Origin of the sequence: Chelatococcus sambhunathii (genome assembly GCF_001418005.1) — a bacterium.
GTDB classification, from domain to species: domain Bacteria; phylum Pseudomonadota; class Alphaproteobacteria; order Rhizobiales; family Beijerinckiaceae; genus Chelatococcus_A; species Chelatococcus_A sambhunathii.
Window position 1 is genome coordinate 26,587 of record NZ_LIOL01000006.1, and the last position, 17,865, is coordinate 44,451.

Here is a 17,865-nt window from a genome sequence, read left to right on the forward strand (position 1 = left end):
CCATATGCCGGCCCGACGTGACGAGTTGCCGTCTGACGTCGCAGCCGCTGCCGACGACGCAGGAATTTGCGGCGCTGCACGATCATGCCCGCCTGCCGTGGCGCTTCTTCGCGCGCCTCCTGGCCTGCACGATCGCCGACCTTCGCCGCGCCTGAGCCGGTGCCCGTCAGGGCGCCCGCCAGGCACCGCGCCCCGCGAGGGGGACGGCCGCAGGAGCGGCCCGTGACGCGGGTGAACATGTCCCGGCCGGCGAAACGGAGGCGGGACATCCAAGCGACAAGAGCACCGATGGCAGCCGCCATCACAGCATGAGAAGCCGAAAGCCCATGACAGCGCGCACCCTCTACGACAAGATCTGGGACGATCACGTCGTCGACACCCAGCCCGACGGCACCTGCCTCATCTACATCGACCGCCACCTCGTGCACGAGGTCACCTCGCCGCAGGCCTTCGAGGGCCTGCGCGTCGCTGGCCGCAAGGTGCGCGCGCCGCAGAAGACACTCGCGGTCGTAGACCACAACGTGCCGACCACCGACCGCTCGCACGGCATCGAGGATCCCGAGAGCGCGCTGCAGGTGGCGACGCTCGCCGACAATGCGCGCGACTTCGGCGTCGAATATTACAACGAGCTCGACCAGCGTCAGGGCATCGTCCACGTCGTCGGCCCCGAACAGGGCTTCACCCTGCCGGGCACCACGATCGTGTGCGGCGACAGCCACACCTCGACCCACGGCGCCTTCGGCGCCCTCGCCCACGGCATCGGCACCAGCGAGGTGGAGCACGTGCTCGCCACGCAAACGCTGATCCAGAAGAAGGCGAAGAACATGCTGGTCCAGGTCGACGGCACCCTGCCCGAGGGCGTCACGGCCAAGGACATCATCCTCGCCATCATCGGCGAGATCGGTACCGCCGGCGGCACCGGCCACGTCATCGAATATGCCGGCGAGGCGATCCGCTCGCTGTCGATGGAAGGCCGCATGACCGTCTGCAACATGTCGATCGAGGGCGGCGCCCGCGCCGGCCTCGTGGCGCCGGATGAGAAGACCTACGCCTATCTTAAGGACAGGCCGAAGGCCCCGAAGGGCGCGGCCTGGGCCGAGGCCGTGCGTTTCTGGGAGACGCTGCGGACGGACGAGGGCGCCCATTTCGACGCCGTCATTCGACTCGACGCGGCGAATCTGCCGCCGATCGTCACCTGGGGCACGAGCCCGGAGGACGTCATCTCGATCAACGGCGTGGTGCCGAACCCGGATGACATCCAGGAGGAGACGAAACGCCAGTCGAAGTGGCGAGCGCTGGAATACATGGGCCTGAAGCCGGGCACGAAGATCACCGACATCGCGCTCGACCGCGTCTTCATCGGCTCCTGCACCAACGGGCGCATCGAGGATCTGCGCGAGGTGGCGCGCATCGTCGCTGGCAAGGCAGTCAACCCCAACGTCAACGCCATGATCGTGCCGGGCTCCGGCCTCGTGAAGATGCAGGCGGAGGCCGAGGGTCTCGACAAGATCTTCAAGGCGGCCGGCTTCGACTGGCGCGAGCCCGGCTGCTCCATGTGCCTGGCCATGAATGCCGACAAGCTGAAGCCCGGCGAGCGCTGCGCCTCCACCTCGAACCGCAACTTCGAGGGACGGCAGGGCTTCAAGGGCCGCACCCATCTCGTCTCCCCCGCCATGGCGGCGGCGGCGGCGATCGCGGGCCATTTCGTGGACGTGCGCAGCTTCGGCTGAGGCCGGCGCGCAGGGGGACGGCCGGGGGCAGGGTCGTCCTCTTGCGAAGGCACGAAAACGATCATGGCGACATCCCGGCCCGCGACGCTGCGGTGCAGCGACGCGGGGCGCCGGAAGCGAGGCCTGCAAGGTGGTCGCGATGACAGGCGATGACGAGAAGCGGCAGCGCGAGGCGCGTGACGCACTGGACCGGGTGGAGCGGGACAGCGAGACGCTCGCCTCATCCTCCCTCGGCCGCGCGACGCGGCGCCTCGGCGCGCATTTCTCTGGCCGCGACGCGGACCATCCGGACGACGACCGCATCGAGGTGTGGGGCAAGCGTATCGGCCGCCTCCTCGGCCTCGTGCTCCTCGTCTATCTCGCCTATGCGCTGATACAACAGCTGGCACACTGACCCATGGAAACGGGGCCCATGAGCACGAGCCGGAACACAGACCACCTGCACGGCCTGACGGCCCCGGGCATCGATGCCTTCGAGGACCTCGCCCAGACGGCTTTCGACGCCCTGCCGGAAGATTTCCGCCGCCTGTGCGACGGCGTCCTCATCCGCGTCGAGGACTTCCCGGACGAGGAAACCATGGAGGAGATGGGCTGCGAGAGCCCGTTCGACCTCCTCGGCCTCTTTCGCGGCTACGGCCTTGCCCAGCAGGGCGCGGTGCCGATGTCGGGGCAGATGCCCAACATGGTCTTCCTCTACCGCCGGCCGATCCTCGACTACTGGGCCGAGCATGAGGAGACGCTCGGCTCCCTCGTCACGCATGTCCTCGTGCACGAAATCGGCCACCACTTCGGCCTCTCGGACGAGGACATGGAAGCGATCGAGGCCGCGGCGGGGTGACCGGCGCGGCCGCCGGCTGCGCTAGGCGCGCCAGGCCGGCTTTGGTATGACACTGGGCAAACAAGGTCGCCGCGGCGGCCGCAGACGGACAGAAGAGCGAAAGATGGAGAAGTTCACCACCCTGACGGGCGTCGCGGCGCCGCTCGAGATCGTCAATGTCGACACCGACATGATCATCCCGAAGCAGTATCTGAAGACCATCAAGCGCACAGGCCTCGGCAAGGGTCTGTTCGCGGAGATGCGCTATAAGGAGGACGGTTCGGAGAATCCCGACTTCGTGCTCAACAAGCCTGCCTACCGCAAGGCGCAGATCCTTGTCGCGGGCGACAACTTCGGCTGCGGTTCCTCGCGCGAGCATGCGCCGTGGGCACTGCTCGACTTCGGCATCCGCTGCGTGATCTCCACCTCGTTCGCCGACATCTTTTACAACAACTGCTTCAAGAACGGCATCCTGCCCATTACGGTGTCACCGGAAGACCTCGACAAGCTGATGGACGACGCCCGCCGCGGCGCCAACGCGACGCTGACCATCGACCTCGAGGCGCAGGAGATCCGCGGACCGGACGGGGGCAAGGTCAGTTTCGAGATCGACGCCTTCCGCAAGCACTGCCTGCTCAACGGGCTCGACGACATCGGGCTCACCATGGAGAAGGCCCCGAGCATCGAGGCCTACGAGAAGAAGACTGCGACCGTGCATCCCTGGCTCTGAGAGGGGCGCGAGGGGCGGCGACGTGAGAGGCGGCGGCTCCCTCTTTCAGCAAGCGCGAAGAGAATTTGCCACGAGCCCGGCCTGTCCGGGTTCTCAACCTGTCTCGACGAACAGCGGAGACGGACGGCATGAACCTCGACACCTACCTCGTCTTCCTGCCGGCCTGCTTTGCCATCAACATGGCCTTCGGACCGAACAACCTGCTCTCGCTGACCAACGGCGCACGCGAAGGGGTCTGGCGCGCCACCGCCGCGGCCGGCGGGCGGCTCGTCGCCTTCGCCATCATGATCGTCATCGCCGCGCTCGGCCTCGGCGCGGTGCTGGCGACGTCGGAGATGCTGTTCAGCGTCGTCAAATGGGCGGGCGCAGCCTATCTCGTCTATCTGGGCTTCCGCCTGTTGCGCGCCGGCGCTCCCGAGCTCACGACGCTCGAGACGAGCGCGCGCACGCCGCTCGGCCGGCTGGCGCTGCAGGAATTCTGGGTGGCCGCCGGCAACCCGAAAGCGATCCTCGTCTTCACCGCCTTCTTCCCGCAGTTCCTCGACAGTGGCAATCATGCGCTGAGTTTCCTTGTCATGGGCGCGACCTTCATCGCGCTTGAGGTCGTCGCCATCGCCGCCTATGCCGCCTTCGGCGGGCGCCTGCGCTCCCTGACGCGTGGGCGACGGGCGCTGAAGCTCTTCAACCGCGTCAGCGGCAGTCTGATGATCGGCTTCGGCATCATGCTGGCGCTGACCCGCCGCCCCACCGCCTGACCCCCGATACGAGAGGACCATCCGCATGACGCGGCGGCTGATCTCCACCGGCTCTCCCTTCGAAAGAGCCTACGGCTATTCGCGTGCCGTGATCGACGAGCCCTTCGCCTTCGTCGCCGGCACGACCGGCTACGACTACGCGACGATGGCGATGCCGGAGGATGCGGCCGCGCAGGCGCGCAACTGCTGGGCGACCATCGCACGCACGCTGGAGGAGGCCGGCCTCTCCCTCGCCGACATCGTGCGCGCCACCTATTACGTCACCGATGTCGCCCATGCCGAGCCGCTGCTCACGGTCTGTGGTGAAGTGCTGGCCGACGTGCGCCCGGCCGCGACGCTCCTCGTCGTCGCTGGCCTGCTGAAGCCCGAAATGAAGGTCGAGATCGAGGTAACGGCACTGAAGCGCCGCACCTGACGACGAAACGGAGCCCCACCCGTGGCCAAAGCCATCCACACCATGATCCGCGTGCTCGACGAGGCGCGCTCTGTCGCCTTCTACGAGACGGCCTTCGGCCTCAAGATCGCCGACCGCTTCGTCTTCGACGGCTTCACGCTCGTCTACCTGCGCAATGCCGAGGCCGATTTCGAGGTCGAGCTCACCGTCAACCACGGCCGCAGCGAGCCCTATGCGCTCGGGGACGGCTACGGCCACCTCGCCGTCGCGGTCGAGGATCTCGACGCCGAGCATGCCCGCTTCACCGACGCCGGCCTCACGCCCCAGCCGGTCAAGGAGTTTTTCCGCGACGGGGCGCTGATGGCGCGCTTCTTCTTCGTCACCGATCCGGACGGCTACAAGATCGAGGTGCTCGAGCGCCACGGCCGCTATCGCTGAGCGGGCCGGCCGGCGCGAGCCATGCGCCGGAACGCCTTGCCAAACCCGCACCCGCGCAGCAAAAGGCTGCGCGACCCATCTCATTCCGCGCAACACGAGGGCATCATGGCGTCCTACAATCTCCTTCTCCTCCCCGGCGACGGCATCGGCCCCGAGGTCATGGCCGAGGTCGAGAAACTCGTCGGCTGGTTCACGAAGACCGGCATCGCCCGCTTCGAGACGGAGAAGGACCTCGTCGGCGGCTGCGCCTATGATGCGCATGGCGTCGCCATCACCGACGCCGCCATGGACCGCGCGCAGGCGGCGGACGCCGTGCTCTTCGGCGCCGTCGGCGGGCCGAAGTGGGACAAGGTGGCCTACGAGCACCGCCCCGAGGCGGGCCTCCTGCGCCTGCGCAAGGAGCTCGGCCTGTTCGCCAACCTGCGCCCGGCCATCTGCTATCCGGCCCTGGCCGATGCCTCGTCGTTGAAGCGCGAGCTGGTCGAGGGGCTCGACATCGTCATCGTGCGCGAGCTCACCGGCGGCGTCTATTTCGGCGAGCCGAAGGAGATCGTGACGCTGGAGAGCGGCGAGAAGCGCGCCGTCGACACGCAGCTCTACACGACCCATGAGATCGAGCGCATCGCCCGCGTCGCCTTCGAGCTCGCCAAGGTGCGCCGCAACAAGGCCTCCTCGGCCGAGAAGCGCAACGTCATGCGCACCGGCGTGCTGTGGAACGAGGTCGTCACCCGCGTCCACAAGAACGAGTATCCGGGCGTGGAGCTGGAGCACGTGCTCGCCGACAACTGCGGCATGCAGCTGGTGCGCAACCCGAAGCAGTACGACGTCATCGTCACCGACAACCTGTTCGGCGACATCCTGTCCGATGTGGCGGCCATGCTGACCGGCTCGCTCGGCATGCTGCCGTCGGCCTCGCTCGGCGCCGAGGATCCCGCGACCGGCAAGCGCAAGGCCCTCTACGAGCCCGTGCACGGCTCGGCCCCCGACATCGCCGGCAAGGGCCTTGCCAACCCGATCGCCATGATCGGCTCCTTCGCCATGGCGCTGCGTTATTCCTTCAGCCTCGTGAAAGAAGCCGACATGCTGGAGAAGGCCGTCGCCAACGTCCTCGACGGCGGCCTGCGCACCAAGGACATCGCCGGGCCTGGCGTCAATGCCGCGGGCACCGGCGAGGTGGGCGACGCTATCGTTAGGGAAATGGAAAAGCTCGCCGGCTGAGGCCGGACGCAGCCTGCAACGACGAAGCCCGGCCGTCCGGCCGGGCTTTTTCGTTGTCTCTATCTTAGCGGCAAGGAACTTGCGTGCGCCATGGCCCGGCTTGTCCCGGCCGTCCACGCCGTCGATCTTGCTTGAGCTTTCAAGGCGTGGATGCCCACGACAAGCGCGGGCATGACGCCCCCCTCAGCGCGACGCCTGGAAGTCAATCGCGCCGAAGGGATTGCGACCGCCGCCGATGCGCGGGGGCAGCACGGTGGAGCCGAATTTCTCCTGCACGTTGGCATAGACGGGCGAGGCATGGCTTTGGCCCGAGAGCACGTAGTTTGACATGGACCCGACCGGCACGACCTTGCCGGGATCGAGATAGCTGCGCGGCGTCACCGTGATGGTGCGCACGCGGCTCTGGGCGTATGCCTCACCGGCGACGGCAAGACAGGAGGCCGCCATGGCAGCGGCCGACAGGATGATGGTGAGATGACGCATGGTGCTGAACCTTCGCTTGCCATATCGGCGCGGCCATTAGTCACAGAATAGCATAACGGCCCGTGAAGGGCGCCGCCGCCGACCATCACACGCCCGTCCCGGCGCTCAACTTGCGGTGACGGGCGGCTCACGTGCGCCCGAAGGAGGCCGGCCGGACCGGCGGCAAGGGCACGTCGGCCGAGGTCGCGAGCAGTTCCGCGATACCATCGGCCGCCAGCGCCTCCTCCGCCACGCGCGGCGCAGCGCCGCAGGTGGCGGCCGGCCTTGCCGCATGGAACAGAGCCTTCAGGCCTCCGTCATCAAGCGAGGCGGCCGGCTCGAGGCCGTCGATGACGCAGCGCAAGGCGGCGTCGGCGCGCGGCCTGTCATCGGCGCCGCAGACCCAGCCGCTGAGGCGGAGGGCTGGTGCAGCATGCAGCAGGCGAAAGGCGGAGCAACTGCGCACGACGCCATGGCCGACCAGCTGCGCTTCCGCAACCTCCATGGTGCCCAGCTTCGTCGTGACACCACGCGGCACCGACGTGCGGGAGACGGCGAGTCCCGCCTCCGAAGCGGCCCGCACCATGTCGACGAAGAAACTGGACGGAGTGCCCGCCTCCCCGCCCGGCCGATAGACCGACAGGCGCAGATGCGGGCCCGGCGTCGCGAAACGCCCGATGCCGATAATATCCTCCTGCCCGCCGAGGCCGTGATGCTGGGCCTCGTAGCTGCGTTCCCTGTCGCCGAAGCCGGGGCCGATGCCCGAGGCCGCGAGCGAGAACACGGGCACGGGCGCGCTCGCGCGGATCCAGATGGGGCGCGCCACGGCGGCGTCGAGGCCGGGCGTCGCCGGCACCGCTGCATCCTCCGCGAGCCTGACGTCCGCCTGTGCGTCACCGACTCCGGCGCCGTCAGGCCCCTTCGCGGCCTGAAGGACATAGGCGCCGCCGGCAAGGGCGACGACGAACAGCCCGGACAGGAGCGTGCGCTTCAGGCGCGCCGCGGCACTGCGCCGCGGCCGCCGGCGCACCGGCCGGTCCAATTCCTCGTAGAGCCTGTCGCCTGACGACAGGTGCGGCATGGGCGGCCCCGCCGCACGGCCTTGGTGATATCGCGTCATGGACACGCTCCCTGCCCTTCTGTTGCCGAAGGTTTTCCGGTGTCGTAGCGGACAAGGCTCACCGCATATGCCTGACCATCAGTTACCGCCACGCGGCCATCTCCAAGGAGAGTCAACGACCCGTTGACGGGTAGCCGCCTGCAGTAACGTTAACGGGCCGCGCCGTGCATCCACGTCGCGCTTGACAGGACACGCCCGCCGTGGTGCAGAGACGGGTGCGGCTCGCTCTCGTTCGGCCGCGACTGGAACCGACGGACTTTCCATGGCTTCGCTGCTTGCGCTCAGCACGCTGACGAAAACGAAAGCCACGCTGACGGCCAAAACGGCCGGCTGACAGTCCGCTCGTCCCCCCGGTCCTCTCCCCACGGGGCGAGAGGAGGCGCCCGAGACGGTGCACGACGTCCAAAGGGGGGAGAAGCGAGAAGTTCGAGGAGACAACGTGATGGGTTTCAAGGTCGCTGTCGTCGGCGCCACCGGCAATGTGGGCCGGGAGATGCTCGACATCCTGGCCGAGCGCGCCTTTCCGGCCGACGAGGTCGTGCCGCTCGCCTCGCGCCGCAGCATCGGGCAGGAGGTCTCCTACGGCGACAAGACGCTGAAGGTGAAGGACCTCGCGACCTACGACTTCTCCGATGTCGACATCTGCCTGATGTCGGCCGGCGGCGATGTGGCGCGCGAATGGGCGCCGAAGATCGGCGCCCAGGGCGTCGTGGTCATCGATAATTCCTCGGCCTTCCGCTACGACGCCGACGTGCCGCTGATCGTGCCCGAGGTGAATGCCGATGCCGTCGCGGGCTTCACCAAGCGCAACATCATCGCCAATCCGAACTGCTCGACGGCGCAGCTCGTCGTGGCGCTGAAGCCGCTGCATGATGCCGCCGGCATCAAGCGCGTGGTCGTGTCGACCTACCAGTCGGTCTCCGGCGCCGGCAAGGAGGGCATGGACGAGCTCTTCGACCAGACGCGCGCCATCTTCTCGGCCGGCGAGGTGAAGAACAACAAGTTCACCAAGCGCATCGCCTTCAACCTCATCCCCCATATCGACGTGTTCATGGAGGACGGGTTCACGAAGGAAGAGTGGAAGATGACGGCCGAGACGAAGAAGATCCTCGACCCGAAGATCAAGCTTACCGCCACCTGCGTGCGCGTGCCGGTGTTCATCGGCCATTCGGAGGCCGTGAACATCGAGTTCGAGAAGCCGATCACGGCTGACGAGGCGCGCGACATCCTGCGCTCGGCCCCCGGCTGCCTCGTCGTCGACAAGCGGGAGCCCGGCGGCTACATCACACCGCACGAGGCGGCGGGCGAGGACGCCACCTATATCAGCCGCATCCGCGAGGACGGCACTGTGGAGAATGGCCTCGCCATGTGGATCGTCTCCGACAACCTGCGCAAGGGTGCAGCCCTCAACGCGGTGCAAATCGCCGAGTGCCTCGCCAACCGCAAGCTGATCACAGCCAAGAAGAAGGCGGCCTGACCGGGCACTCGCGCGACGGCGCGCATGCCGTTGCCTGTTCAATGACCACTGATCTTTTCGTCATGGCCGGGCTTGTCCCGGCCATCCATGTCTTTGAGCCTTGCGCACCCGTCCTGGCGTGGATGCCCGCGACAGGCGCGGGCATGACGGCGGTCTTTCTTACGTGCAGCCGATCGCCGACACCCGCCCCGGCAGGTCCGCGATCACCGGTGCGAAGGCGCCTGTCTCGGGATCACGCACGAGCAGATGGCCCGTGGCGACGCCGAAGAACGCGCCATGCAGCGCCAGCCGACCCTTCTCCACCAGGATGCGCACGCAGGGAAAGGTCATGAGGTTGGCGAGGCTGTTCTCGATGGCGGCATATTCGAGCTTGCGCAGATAATCCGTCTCGGCCTCCCCGCCGCGGCGCGGGCCGAGGCGCTCCGCTGCCGGGGCGATGAGGTCCATCCACTTGCCGATGAAATCGCCGGGCGAGAGCGGCTCGGATTCCCCTGCGAAAGCGCGGATGCCGCCGCAATGGGCGTGGCCGAGCACGACGATGTGCTTCACCTTCAGCGCCTGGACGGCGAATTCAAGCGCGGCGCTGGTACCGTGGTGAGACACCTTGTCCGGCTCGTAGGGCGGCACGAGGTTGGCAACGTTGCGCACGACGAACATCTCGCCCGGCGCGGCGTCGAAGATGACCTCCGGAGAGACGCGCGAGTCGCAGCAGCCGATGATCATGATCTCCGGCCTCTGGCCCTTCTCGGCGAGATGCTCGAAGCGGTCGCGCTCGCGCGGCAGGCGTTCGTGCACGAAGGATGTGTAACCGTCCGTCAGCCGTTTCGGGAAGGGGGCGCTTGCCATGTGCCGGGTCCTCCTTGGATATCAGGCGGCGAGTGCCGCAAGGGTGGCGAGATCGACGTTGCTGCCGCAGGCGAGGATGCCGAGCCGCTCGCCACGGGCCGGCACATAGGCGCCGGCGAGGACGGCGGCAAGCGCCGTGGCCCCACCCGGCTCGGCAGCGATTCTGAGGCCGCGCCAGAGGCGGCGCTGCGCCTCGATGATCGCTTCGTCAGGCACAAGCACGACGCGCTCGACGGCACGCGATGAGATGGCATGGACGAGCGGCCCGACGTTGCGGGCGCCGAGCGAATCGGCCGCTACCGACTCGACCGGCACATCGACGGGCGCCCCGGCGGCGAGCGCGGCGTGCAACGCACATGAGCCCTCCGGCTCTACCCCGACGACCTTGACCTTGCCGCCGAACCACCAGGAGGCGATACCGGCGATGAGCCCGCCACCGCCGACAGCGACGAGCACCGTATCGAGATCCGGCACCTGCTCTTCCCACTCACGCCCGACCGTGCCCTGACCGGCAATCGTCTCGACGGCGGAGAAGGGGTGAATGCGCAGCGCCCCGCTGTCGGCCACGTAGCTGTCGCAGGCGTCCTGGGCGTCGGCATAGCGGGCGCCGCCGATGACGATGTCGGCGCCGAAGGCTCGGATAGCGGCGATCTTCGGGGCGCTGGAAATCTCGGGCACGAAGATACGTGCCTTCAAGCCGAGCTTCATCGCGGCATAAGCCACCGCCGCGCCATGGTTGCCGCCCGAGGCGGCGGCAACGCCCGCCCCCGGTACGGGCAGCGACAGGAGCGTGTTGAAGGCGCCGCGCGGTTTGAAGGAGCCAGCGTGCTGGAGGAGTTCCAGCTTGATATTGACCGGGCCTTCGAGCCCGAGATCGCCGGCGGCAAGGTCGATGACAGGCGTACGGCGGATGTGGGGCCGGATCCTCTCATGGGCGGCCTCGATTGAAGCACGCGGGAGCGGGCCTTCGGCCAGAGTGCCGTGCATGGATTTCTCCTCCGTGGTCGCGCGGACCATAGCGGCTGGGAGCGACGCCTCCAACCCTCCGTGGCTTGTCTTATGTCCAGATGGATACTGGTAAATTCGCGCCGTCACGGCCGGGCGGATCGGGGAAGCTGCGGGCTTCGCCACAGGCAATCCGCAGGGCCACGGTGAGATTGGCGAGGGCGTCGAGCACGTCGTCCGGGCCCGTACCGCGCGGGCGCAGGCCGAACGCGCCGTCGCCGAAGCCGGCGGCGCGCAGGAGGCGTTCACGAAGGGCGAGGCCCGCCGGCCAGGGGCGGCCCTTGACCTTCTTGGGCTGGTCGAGCGCCCGTTCGCCGTTGAGGCGCCAGAAGGCGACCTCGGGATGGGCCTCGAACACCCGGCCGGCGAGATCCGGCCGGCCGCGCAGCAGCGCGTCGAGCTCTCGGATCTTCGGAAAGAGATGGAAGCACTGTTTCGACACCCGCCGCGGCGGATCGGAAGTCGAGAGTGCGGTGGCGCAGGCGGCGGCATAGTCACCGGCGTGGACAGCTGCGCGTGACGGCACGGAAAACACGCTCGACTGGCGCCCACCGAGCAGTGGCCGCACCAACGCCTCCGGGCCTCGCCCGCCATGACCGACGCGCTCCGGCAGGCCGATGGGCATGTCAACGGCCACGATAGCTGGCGCGTCCACGAGGCTGAAGAGATCCTCGAACCGTGGCACGACGAGGAGGCGAGGCACGAAAGGCTTTGCGGCAGGCGCCAGCGCCGCAACCCATCCGCCCGGACAACCGTCGACCCCCGCCAGCCACATGCCGCGTTCTCCGCACCCCGCCTGTCCACAGGCAGCATTCACCTTTTGCATGAGTGGCGCGGCGGCGTCGAGGCGTTATGCTGCAGCGCCGAAAAGGAGCATTCCCGCCCATGACCGAGATCCGCCCGCGCCGCAGCGCGCTCTACATGCCCGGCTCGAACGCCCGGGCCCTTGAGAAGGCGCGCAGCCTGCCGGCCGACGTCGTCATCCTCGACCTCGAGGATGCCGTGGCGCCGGAGGCGAAGGAGGCGGCGCGGGCCCAGGTGTCGGCAGCCGTCACGGCCGGCGGCTTCGGCCCGCGCGAGGTGATCGTGCGCGTCAACGGCCTCGACACGCCGTGGGGCGAGGAGGACCTGGCCGCTGCCATCGCCTGCGTGCCCGATGCCATCCTCCTGCCCAAGGTGTCGACCCCGGCGGTGCTCGCCACGGTCGGCCGCCGGCTGGCGACAGCGGGCGCCCCGCACAAGATCCGCATCTGGGCGATGGTGGAGACGCCGCTCGCGATTCTGAACATTGCCGAGATCGCCGCGGCAGCGGCCGACCAGGCGACGCGCCTCGAATGCTTCGTCATGGGCACCAACGATCTCGCCAAGGAGACGGGGGCGCGGCTCGTGCCCGGCCGCGCGCCCATGCTGCCCTGGCTCGCCACAAGCCTTGCCGCAGCGCGCGCACACGGGCTTTCGATCCTCGACGGCGTCTACAACAATCTCTCCGATGCGGACGGCTTCGCGGCCGAATGCGCCGCGGGCCGCGACATGGGCTTCGACGGCAAGACGCTGATCCATCCTGGCCAGATCGCGGCGGCCAATGCCGCCTTCGCGCCGGAGGAGGCCGAGGTGGCGCACGCCCGCGCCATCATCGCCGCCTTCGATGCGCCCGAGAACGCCGGCAAGGGCGCCATCAACCTTGACGGGCGCATGGTCGAACGCCTGCATGCGGCGATGGCACGGCGCACGGTGAGCCTCGCCGAAGCGATCGCAGCGCGGGAATGAGCCCTACCGCGGCAAATGCCTGCCACTCCCCGCCTCACTTGCGGGGTGTGTGGGGGCCCAACAGGAATGGAGACGCTGCCAGTCACCGCCGGCGCAACAGGAACACGCCGTTCTCGCCGAAGAGGTTCCACACCCACCAGGGCACGCTGACGCGCACGGGCTCGCCGCTGGCGTTGAGCGCCACGGCCCGCTCCATCTGCGCACCCACCTCGTCGCACAGCGCCACGAAGTCACGGATCGTGCAGAAGTGGATGTTGGGCGTGTCATACCAGGAATAGGGCAGCTTCTCCGTCACCGGCATGCGGCCCTTGAGGCCGAGCTCGAGGCGGATGCGCCAGTGGCCGAAGTTGGGAAAGGAGACGATGGCCCGGCGGCCGATGCGCAGCATGTGCTCCAGCACCTGCCGCGGCTGGCGCGTCGCCTGGATGGTCTGGGACAGGATCACGTAGTCGAAGGAATCGTCCGGATAGTCGGCAAGGTCCGTGTCGGCATCCCCCTGGATGACGGAGAGGCCGCGCGCGACGCTCTGGCTGACTCCTTCACGGGAAATCTCGATGCCGCGCCCGTCGACGCCGCGTTCGCGCATGAGCAGCGCGAGCAGCGCCCCGTCGCCACAGCCGACATCGAGCACCCGTGCCCCCGGCTCGACCATGTCGGCGACGAGCCGGTGGTCGGAACGAACAGGCAATTGGTCCGGAAAGGCTGTCGTCGCATCCATGATCACAGCCCCCGTGCCCGCGCCGCGGCGGCGAGGAAGCCGCCGGTGGTGGCGAAGAGTTCAGGCTCGTCGAGCAGGAAGGCATCGTGCCCCTTGTCACTTTCGATCTCGACGAAACTGACGGAGGCTCCCGCAGCGTTGAGCGCATGGACAACGGCCCGCGAGCCGGACGTGGGGAACAGCCAGTCCGAAGTGAAAGAGGCGACGCAGAAGCGTGTCTTCGTGCCGCGGAAAGCATTGGCCAGCACGCCGCCATGGTCGGCGGCGAGGTCGAAATAGTCCATCGCCCGCGTCACGTAGAGATAGCTGTTGGCGTCAAAGCGCTCGACGAAGGCCTCGCCCTGGTAGCGCAGGTAGCTCTCCACCTGGAAATCGGCATCGAAGGAGAAGGTCGGCGCCTCCCGGTCCTGCAGGCGGCGGCCGAACTTGCGATGCAGCGCCTTCTCGGAGAGATAGGTGATGTGCGCGCCCATGCGCGCCACGGCGAGGCCCTTGGCGGGTTTTACACCCTCCTCCAGATAGCGGCCGTGGCGCCAGTCGGGATCGGCCATCACCGCCTGGCGGCCGACCTCGTGGAAGGCGATGTTCTGGGCAGAATGGATGGCGGCGGCGGCGATCGGCATGGCCGAGAAGACGCGCTCGGGATAGCTTGCCGCCCATTGCAGCACCTGCATGCCGCCCATGGAGCCGCCCGCCACACAGAACAACGTGTCGATGCCGAGGTGATCGACGAGCATCGCCTGTGCGCGGACCATGTCGCGGATGGTGACGACGGGAAAGTCGATGCCCCACGGCTTGCCCGTCGCCGGGTTGAGGGAGGCCGGGCCCGTGGTGCCCATGCAGCCGCCAACGACATTGGCGCAGATGACGAAGAAGCGGTCGGTGTCGATGGGCCGGCCGGGACCCACCATGGTTTCCCACCAGCCCGGCTTGCCAGTCACGGGATGCGGGTTGGCGACGTGCTGGTCGCCCGTCAGGGCATGGCAGACGAGTACCGCATTGGACCGCGCGGCATTGAGTTCGCCATAGGTCTGATAGGCGATCTGCCAGGGCGCCAGAGCGACGCCGCAGTCCATGACGAGCGGCCTGTCCGGCCCGAAGCGTGCGACCGGACTCGCCGGATCGTCCACCTGCGAAGCCCCCAGCTGGCGTGCGACTGCACCTTGGACCATCGCCTCACCCGACACGTTCCGGAGCGGTCCGACCCGCGCGGCGCTCCGTTCGTTTTACCGAACCGTTTTCCTAGTGAACGAAAGGGCCGCTCGTCAACGGCAAAGGCAGCAAGACGGATGCGCGGCCGCCATACGTCGAAGGCAATGGTGTACCGACACCGATCTCTTTGCGTTCCGCCGCGCCGCGTTCTACAAGACCGGCTTTGCTGGCCCGCGATGGCGTGCGGGACGGCAGCTCATGCGGATCGGAACATGTCGCGGACCCTGCCAAACGTCAACCTCGCCGCCCTCAGGCAGGACATCGACCGCATCGACGAGGCGATGCACCGTCTGCTGATGGAGCGCGGCGAAATCATCGACCGGCTGATCGCGGTCAAGAAGACGCAGGAATCGGGCTCCGCCTTCCGCCCCGGGCGCGAGGCGGACATGATGCGCCGCCTGGCCGCGCGCCACCGAGGCATCCTGCCGCTCGACACGGCCGAGAGCATCCTGCGCGTCATCATCGCCACTTTCACCTATGTGCAGGCGCCCTATCGCGTGCATGCCGACATCTCCGGCGGCGACGCGCCGATGCGCGATTCCGCGCGCTTCCACTTCGGCTTCACCGTGCCCTACGTGCCCCACGCGAGCGCTGCCGAGGTGATCGCCGCCGTCGCCGCCTCGAAGGGCGATCTCGGCATCTTCCGTCCGGACCAGGGTACCGCCTCGGGCGCCTGGTGGGCGCGGCTCACAGGCGCGGGCGCGCCCAAGGTGATTGCGCGCCTGCCGTTCATCGAGCGGCCCGATCATCCGGCGGCGACCCCGGTCTTCGTCGTGTCGAAGCCAGTGGCCGATGCTGCCGTGCGCGAGATCGTGCTCGTCTCGGCGCGGGTGGAGCGATGGCGTGACACCGTCCCTGCCGCCATTTCCGCCCTCGGTGCCGAGGTGCTCGGCTCGGCCGGCATTGCCGGCGGCCTCTCGCTTCTCCTCTCCATGCCCGGCACGGTGACGCTTGCCGCCCTCGAAGAGGCGCTGACCGGCGCCGGTGCCGGGCGCGCGCATCTTGCCGAGATCGGCAGCCATGCGGCCCGGTTCGTCGTTCCCGAGGCGCCCTCACAGGGCGGCGGCGCCTCTTCTTCCCCCGTCCGATAGCGGAGCCCATTGCAATGGCCATCGTCACGGCCCGTCCCGAGCCTCGTCCCGGCGTGCTCAGCATCGACGCCTATGTCCCCGGCAAGAGCGCCGCGGCCGGCGTCGAGAAGGTCTATAAGCTCTCCTCCAACGAGACGCCGCTCGGCCCAAGCCCGCATGCGATCGCCGCCGTCCGCGCCGCTGCCGATCACATTGCTTATTATCCGGACGGATCGGCGACGCGCCTGCGCCATGCGATCGCCGCCAAATACGGTCTCGACGCCGGCCGCATCGTCTGCGGCGCCGGCTCGGACGAGCTGCTCAACCTCCTGACCCACGCCTATATCGGCCCGGGCGACGAGGGCCTGTTCAGCGAGCACGGCTTCCTCGTCTACCGTATCGCCATCCTGGCGGCCGGCGGCACGCCGGTGGTGGCGCCGGAGAAGAACCTGACGACCGATGTCGATGCCCTGCTCGCGCGGGTCACCGAGCGGACGAAGATCGTCTTCCTCGCCAATCCCAACAACCCGACAGGCACCTACATCCCCTTCGACGAGGTCAAGCGCCTGCACGCCGGCCTGCCGCCGCACGTTCTCCTGGTGCTCGACGCGGCTTACGCCGAATATGTGCGGCGCAACGACTATGCCTCCGGGCTCGAGCTGGTGGCGACGAGCGATAACGTCGTCATGACGCGCACCTTCTCGAAGATCTACGGGCTTGCAGGCCTTCGCCTCGGCTGGGGTTACATGCCGGCGCATGTCGCCGACGCGCTGAACCGCATCCGCGGCCCCTTCAACATCGGCGCCCCGGCGCTGGAGGCCGGCATCGCCGCGCTTGCCGACGACGCGCATATCGCGGCCTCCGTGGCGCACAACGAGGAATGGCTGCCCTGGCTGACGCGGGAGATCGAGAAGCTCGGCCTTTCCGTCACCCCGAGCGTCGGCAACTTCCTGCTCATCCACTTCCCGGACGAGGCGAAGCGCGGCGCCAGGGCGGCAGATGCCTTCCTCTCGGCCCGCGGGCTGATCCTGCGAGGGGTCGGCGCCTATGGCTTGCCGAACGCGCTGCGCCTGACGATCGGCACGGCCGAGGCCAACCGCCTCGTCGTCGCGGCGCTCGCCGATTTCCTGCGAGGGGGCGATGCCTGACCGTCTCGGCCCGCCGCGTGACACGCCGCTCTTCGAGCGGATCACTCTCATCGGCCTCGGCCTCATCGGCTCCTCGATCGCGCGGGCGGCGCGCCACCTGAAGCTCGCCGGCACGCTCGTCGCCGCCGATGCCTCGCCCGAGGTGACGGCGCGTGTGCGGGAGCTTGGCCTCGCCGATATCGCGACCACCGATGCCGCCGCGGCGGTCTCCGGAGCCGATTTGGTCATCCTGTGCGTGCCGGTCGGCGCCTATGGCGCCGTCGCCGAGGCCATCGCGCCGCAGCTCGAGTCCGGTGCCATCGTCTCCGACGTCGGCTCGGTCAAGGGCGCAGCCTTTGCCCAGCTTGCGCCGCACATACCGGCAGGCGTTCATCTCGTTCCCGCCCATCCCGTCGCCGGCACCGAGCATTCCGGCCCCGATGCAGGCTTTGCGACGCTCTTCATCGATCGTTGGTCGATCCTGACCCCGCCGGAGGACGCCGATCCCGCTGCGGTCAACGCCGTGCGCAGCTTCTGGCGCGCGCTCGGCTCAAATGTCGAGGTGATGACGGCGCAGCACCACGACCTGGTGCTCGCCATCACCAGCCATGTGCCGCACCTCATCGCCTACAACATCGTCGGGACGGCGGCGGACCTCGAAGAAGTCACCCAGTCGGAGGTGATCAAATTCTCGGCCGGCGGTTTTCGCGATTTCACGCGCATCGCCGCGTCCGACCCGACCATGTGGCGCGACGTCTTCCTCAACAACAAGGAGGCGGTGCTGGAGATGCTCGGCCGCTTCAACGAGGATCTCGCGGCGCTGCAGAGGGCCATCCGCTGGGGCGACGGGCAGGCGCTGTTCGACCTCTTCACGCGCACGCGCGCCATCCGCCGCAACATCATCGCCGTCGGCCAGGAGACGGCCGAACCGGACTTCGGCCGCCGGCGGGGCGGAGACGGCGACGGGCAGTGACCGGCC

At 68.4% G+C, this 17,865-nt stretch carries 21 protein-coding genes; 14 read left to right on the forward strand and 7 right to left on the reverse strand.

The window, feature by feature from the left end:
• The first annotated feature begins 17 nt into the window (after positions 1-17).
• The 9 genes from ASC46_RS21260 (at position 18) to leuB (ending at position 6,082) form a co-directional block, all read left to right on the forward strand.
• Positions 18-155 carry a hypothetical protein gene (locus ASC46_RS21260; protein ID WP_157672335.1) on the forward strand — a complete coding sequence of 46 codons (138 nt, stop codon included), beginning with the start codon at positions 18-20 and terminating at the stop codon, positions 153-155.
• A 171-nt stretch (positions 156-326) separates the two neighbouring features.
• The gene (gene leuC, locus ASC46_RS12670) at positions 327-1,730 is read left to right on the forward strand and encodes a 3-isopropylmalate dehydratase large subunit (protein WP_055459683.1); all 1,404 of its coding nucleotides are present in this window, start codon (positions 327-329) and stop codon (positions 1,728-1,730) included.
• A gap of 139 nt (positions 1,731-1,869) precedes the next feature.
• Positions 1,870-2,124, forward strand: a complete 255-nt coding sequence (locus ASC46_RS12675; RefSeq protein ID WP_055459684.1) for a hypothetical protein — start codon at positions 1,870-1,872, stop codon at positions 2,122-2,124.
• An 18-nt stretch (positions 2,125-2,142) separates the two neighbouring features.
• The gene (locus tag ASC46_RS12680; RefSeq protein WP_055459685.1) at positions 2,143-2,568 is read left to right on the forward strand and encodes a metallopeptidase family protein; all 426 of its coding nucleotides are present in this window, start codon (positions 2,143-2,145) and stop codon (positions 2,566-2,568) included.
• Positions 2,569-2,671: 103 nt separating this feature from the next.
• Positions 2,672-3,277 (forward strand): 3-isopropylmalate dehydratase small subunit, encoded by a 606-nt coding sequence (leuD, locus tag ASC46_RS12685; RefSeq protein ID WP_055459686.1) that lies wholly within the window; start codon positions 2,672-2,674, stop codon positions 3,275-3,277.
• A 128-nt stretch (positions 3,278-3,405) separates the two neighbouring features.
• Complete coding sequence (locus tag ASC46_RS12690; protein ID WP_055459687.1) at positions 3,406-4,032, forward strand: LysE family translocator; 627 nt, start codon at positions 3,406-3,408, stop codon at positions 4,030-4,032.
• 25 nt (positions 4,033-4,057) lie between these two features.
• Positions 4,058-4,447: a RidA family protein gene (locus ASC46_RS12695; protein ID WP_055459688.1), complete on the forward strand. Its 390-nt coding sequence runs from the start codon at positions 4,058-4,060 to the stop codon at positions 4,445-4,447.
• A gap of 21 nt (positions 4,448-4,468) precedes the next feature.
• Positions 4,469-4,864: a VOC family protein gene (locus ASC46_RS12700; RefSeq protein WP_055459689.1), complete on the forward strand. Its 396-nt coding sequence runs from the start codon at positions 4,469-4,471 to the stop codon at positions 4,862-4,864.
• A 105-nt stretch (positions 4,865-4,969) separates the two neighbouring features.
• Complete coding sequence (gene leuB, locus ASC46_RS12705; RefSeq protein WP_055459690.1) at positions 4,970-6,082, forward strand: 3-isopropylmalate dehydrogenase; 1,113 nt, start codon at positions 4,970-4,972, stop codon at positions 6,080-6,082.
• A 183-nt stretch (positions 6,083-6,265) separates the two neighbouring features.
• Here leuB and ASC46_RS12710 read toward each other — a convergent pair whose 3' ends face one another.
• Positions 6,266-6,565 (reverse strand): hypothetical protein, encoded by a 300-nt coding sequence (locus ASC46_RS12710; RefSeq protein ID WP_055459691.1) that lies wholly within the window; start codon positions 6,563-6,565, stop codon positions 6,266-6,268.
• Positions 6,566-6,692: 127 nt separating this feature from the next.
• Entirely contained in the window at positions 6,693-7,664 is a 972-nt protein-coding gene (locus ASC46_RS12715) for a hypothetical protein (protein WP_055459692.1), read from the reverse strand.
• A 442-nt stretch (positions 7,665-8,106) separates the two neighbouring features.
• On the opposite strand from ASC46_RS12715, the gene ASC46_RS12720 reads away from it, so the two are divergent.
• Complete coding sequence (locus ASC46_RS12720; protein WP_055459693.1) at positions 8,107-9,141, forward strand: aspartate-semialdehyde dehydrogenase; 1,035 nt, start codon at positions 8,107-8,109, stop codon at positions 9,139-9,141.
• A gap of 159 nt (positions 9,142-9,300) precedes the next feature.
• On the opposite strand, the gene ASC46_RS12725 is transcribed toward ASC46_RS12720, so the two are convergent.
• The 3 genes from ASC46_RS12725 to ASC46_RS12735 form a co-directional block, all read right to left on the reverse strand.
• Complete coding sequence (locus ASC46_RS12725) at positions 9,301-9,987, reverse strand: carbonic anhydrase (protein ID WP_055459694.1); 687 nt, start codon at positions 9,985-9,987, stop codon at positions 9,301-9,303.
• A gap of 21 nt (positions 9,988-10,008) precedes the next feature.
• Positions 10,009-10,974: a threonine/serine dehydratase gene (locus tag ASC46_RS12730; protein WP_055459901.1), complete on the reverse strand. Its 966-nt coding sequence runs from the start codon at positions 10,972-10,974 to the stop codon at positions 10,009-10,011.
• Positions 10,975-11,044: 70 nt separating this feature from the next.
• A complete protein-coding gene (locus tag ASC46_RS12735; RefSeq protein ID WP_055459695.1) occupies positions 11,045-11,767 on the reverse strand; it encodes a DUF429 domain-containing protein in 723 nt (240 codons plus the stop codon).
• 110 nt (positions 11,768-11,877) lie between these two features.
• On the opposite strand from ASC46_RS12735, the gene ASC46_RS12740 reads away from it, so the two are divergent.
• Positions 11,878-12,759: an HpcH/HpaI aldolase/citrate lyase family protein gene (locus tag ASC46_RS12740; RefSeq protein ID WP_055459696.1), complete on the forward strand. Its 882-nt coding sequence runs from the start codon at positions 11,878-11,880 to the stop codon at positions 12,757-12,759.
• Positions 12,760-12,841: 82 nt separating this feature from the next.
• On the opposite strand, the gene metW is transcribed toward ASC46_RS12740, so the two are convergent.
• Together metW and metX are read right to left on the reverse strand one after the other, a co-directional pair.
• Positions 12,842-13,477: a methionine biosynthesis protein MetW gene (metW, locus tag ASC46_RS12745; RefSeq protein ID WP_055459697.1), complete on the reverse strand. Its 636-nt coding sequence runs from the start codon at positions 13,475-13,477 to the stop codon at positions 12,842-12,844.
• 2 nt (positions 13,478-13,479) lie between these two features.
• A complete protein-coding gene (gene metX, locus ASC46_RS12750; RefSeq protein ID WP_055459698.1) occupies positions 13,480-14,649 on the reverse strand; it encodes a homoserine O-acetyltransferase MetX in 1,170 nt (389 codons plus the stop codon).
• Between the two features lie 252 nt (positions 14,650-14,901).
• Between metX and ASC46_RS12755 the strand changes: the two genes are divergently transcribed.
• Genes ASC46_RS12755 through ASC46_RS12765 form a run of 3 tightly spaced genes read left to right on the forward strand, consistent with a single transcriptional unit; the run spans position 14,902 to position 17,859 of the window.
• Positions 14,902-15,780, forward strand: a complete 879-nt coding sequence (locus tag ASC46_RS12755; protein WP_055459699.1) for a chorismate mutase — start codon at positions 14,902-14,904, stop codon at positions 15,778-15,780.
• Positions 15,781-15,794: 14 nt separating this feature from the next.
• A complete protein-coding gene (gene hisC, locus ASC46_RS12760) occupies positions 15,795-16,907 on the forward strand; it encodes a histidinol-phosphate transaminase (protein WP_055459700.1) in 1,113 nt (370 codons plus the stop codon).
• Positions 16,900-17,859 (forward strand): prephenate/arogenate dehydrogenase family protein, encoded by a 960-nt coding sequence (locus tag ASC46_RS12765; protein ID WP_055459701.1) that lies wholly within the window; start codon positions 16,900-16,902, stop codon positions 17,857-17,859. Before hisC ends, ASC46_RS12765 begins: the two co-directional genes overlap by 8 nt.
• Positions 17,860-17,865: the final 6 nt, after the last annotated feature.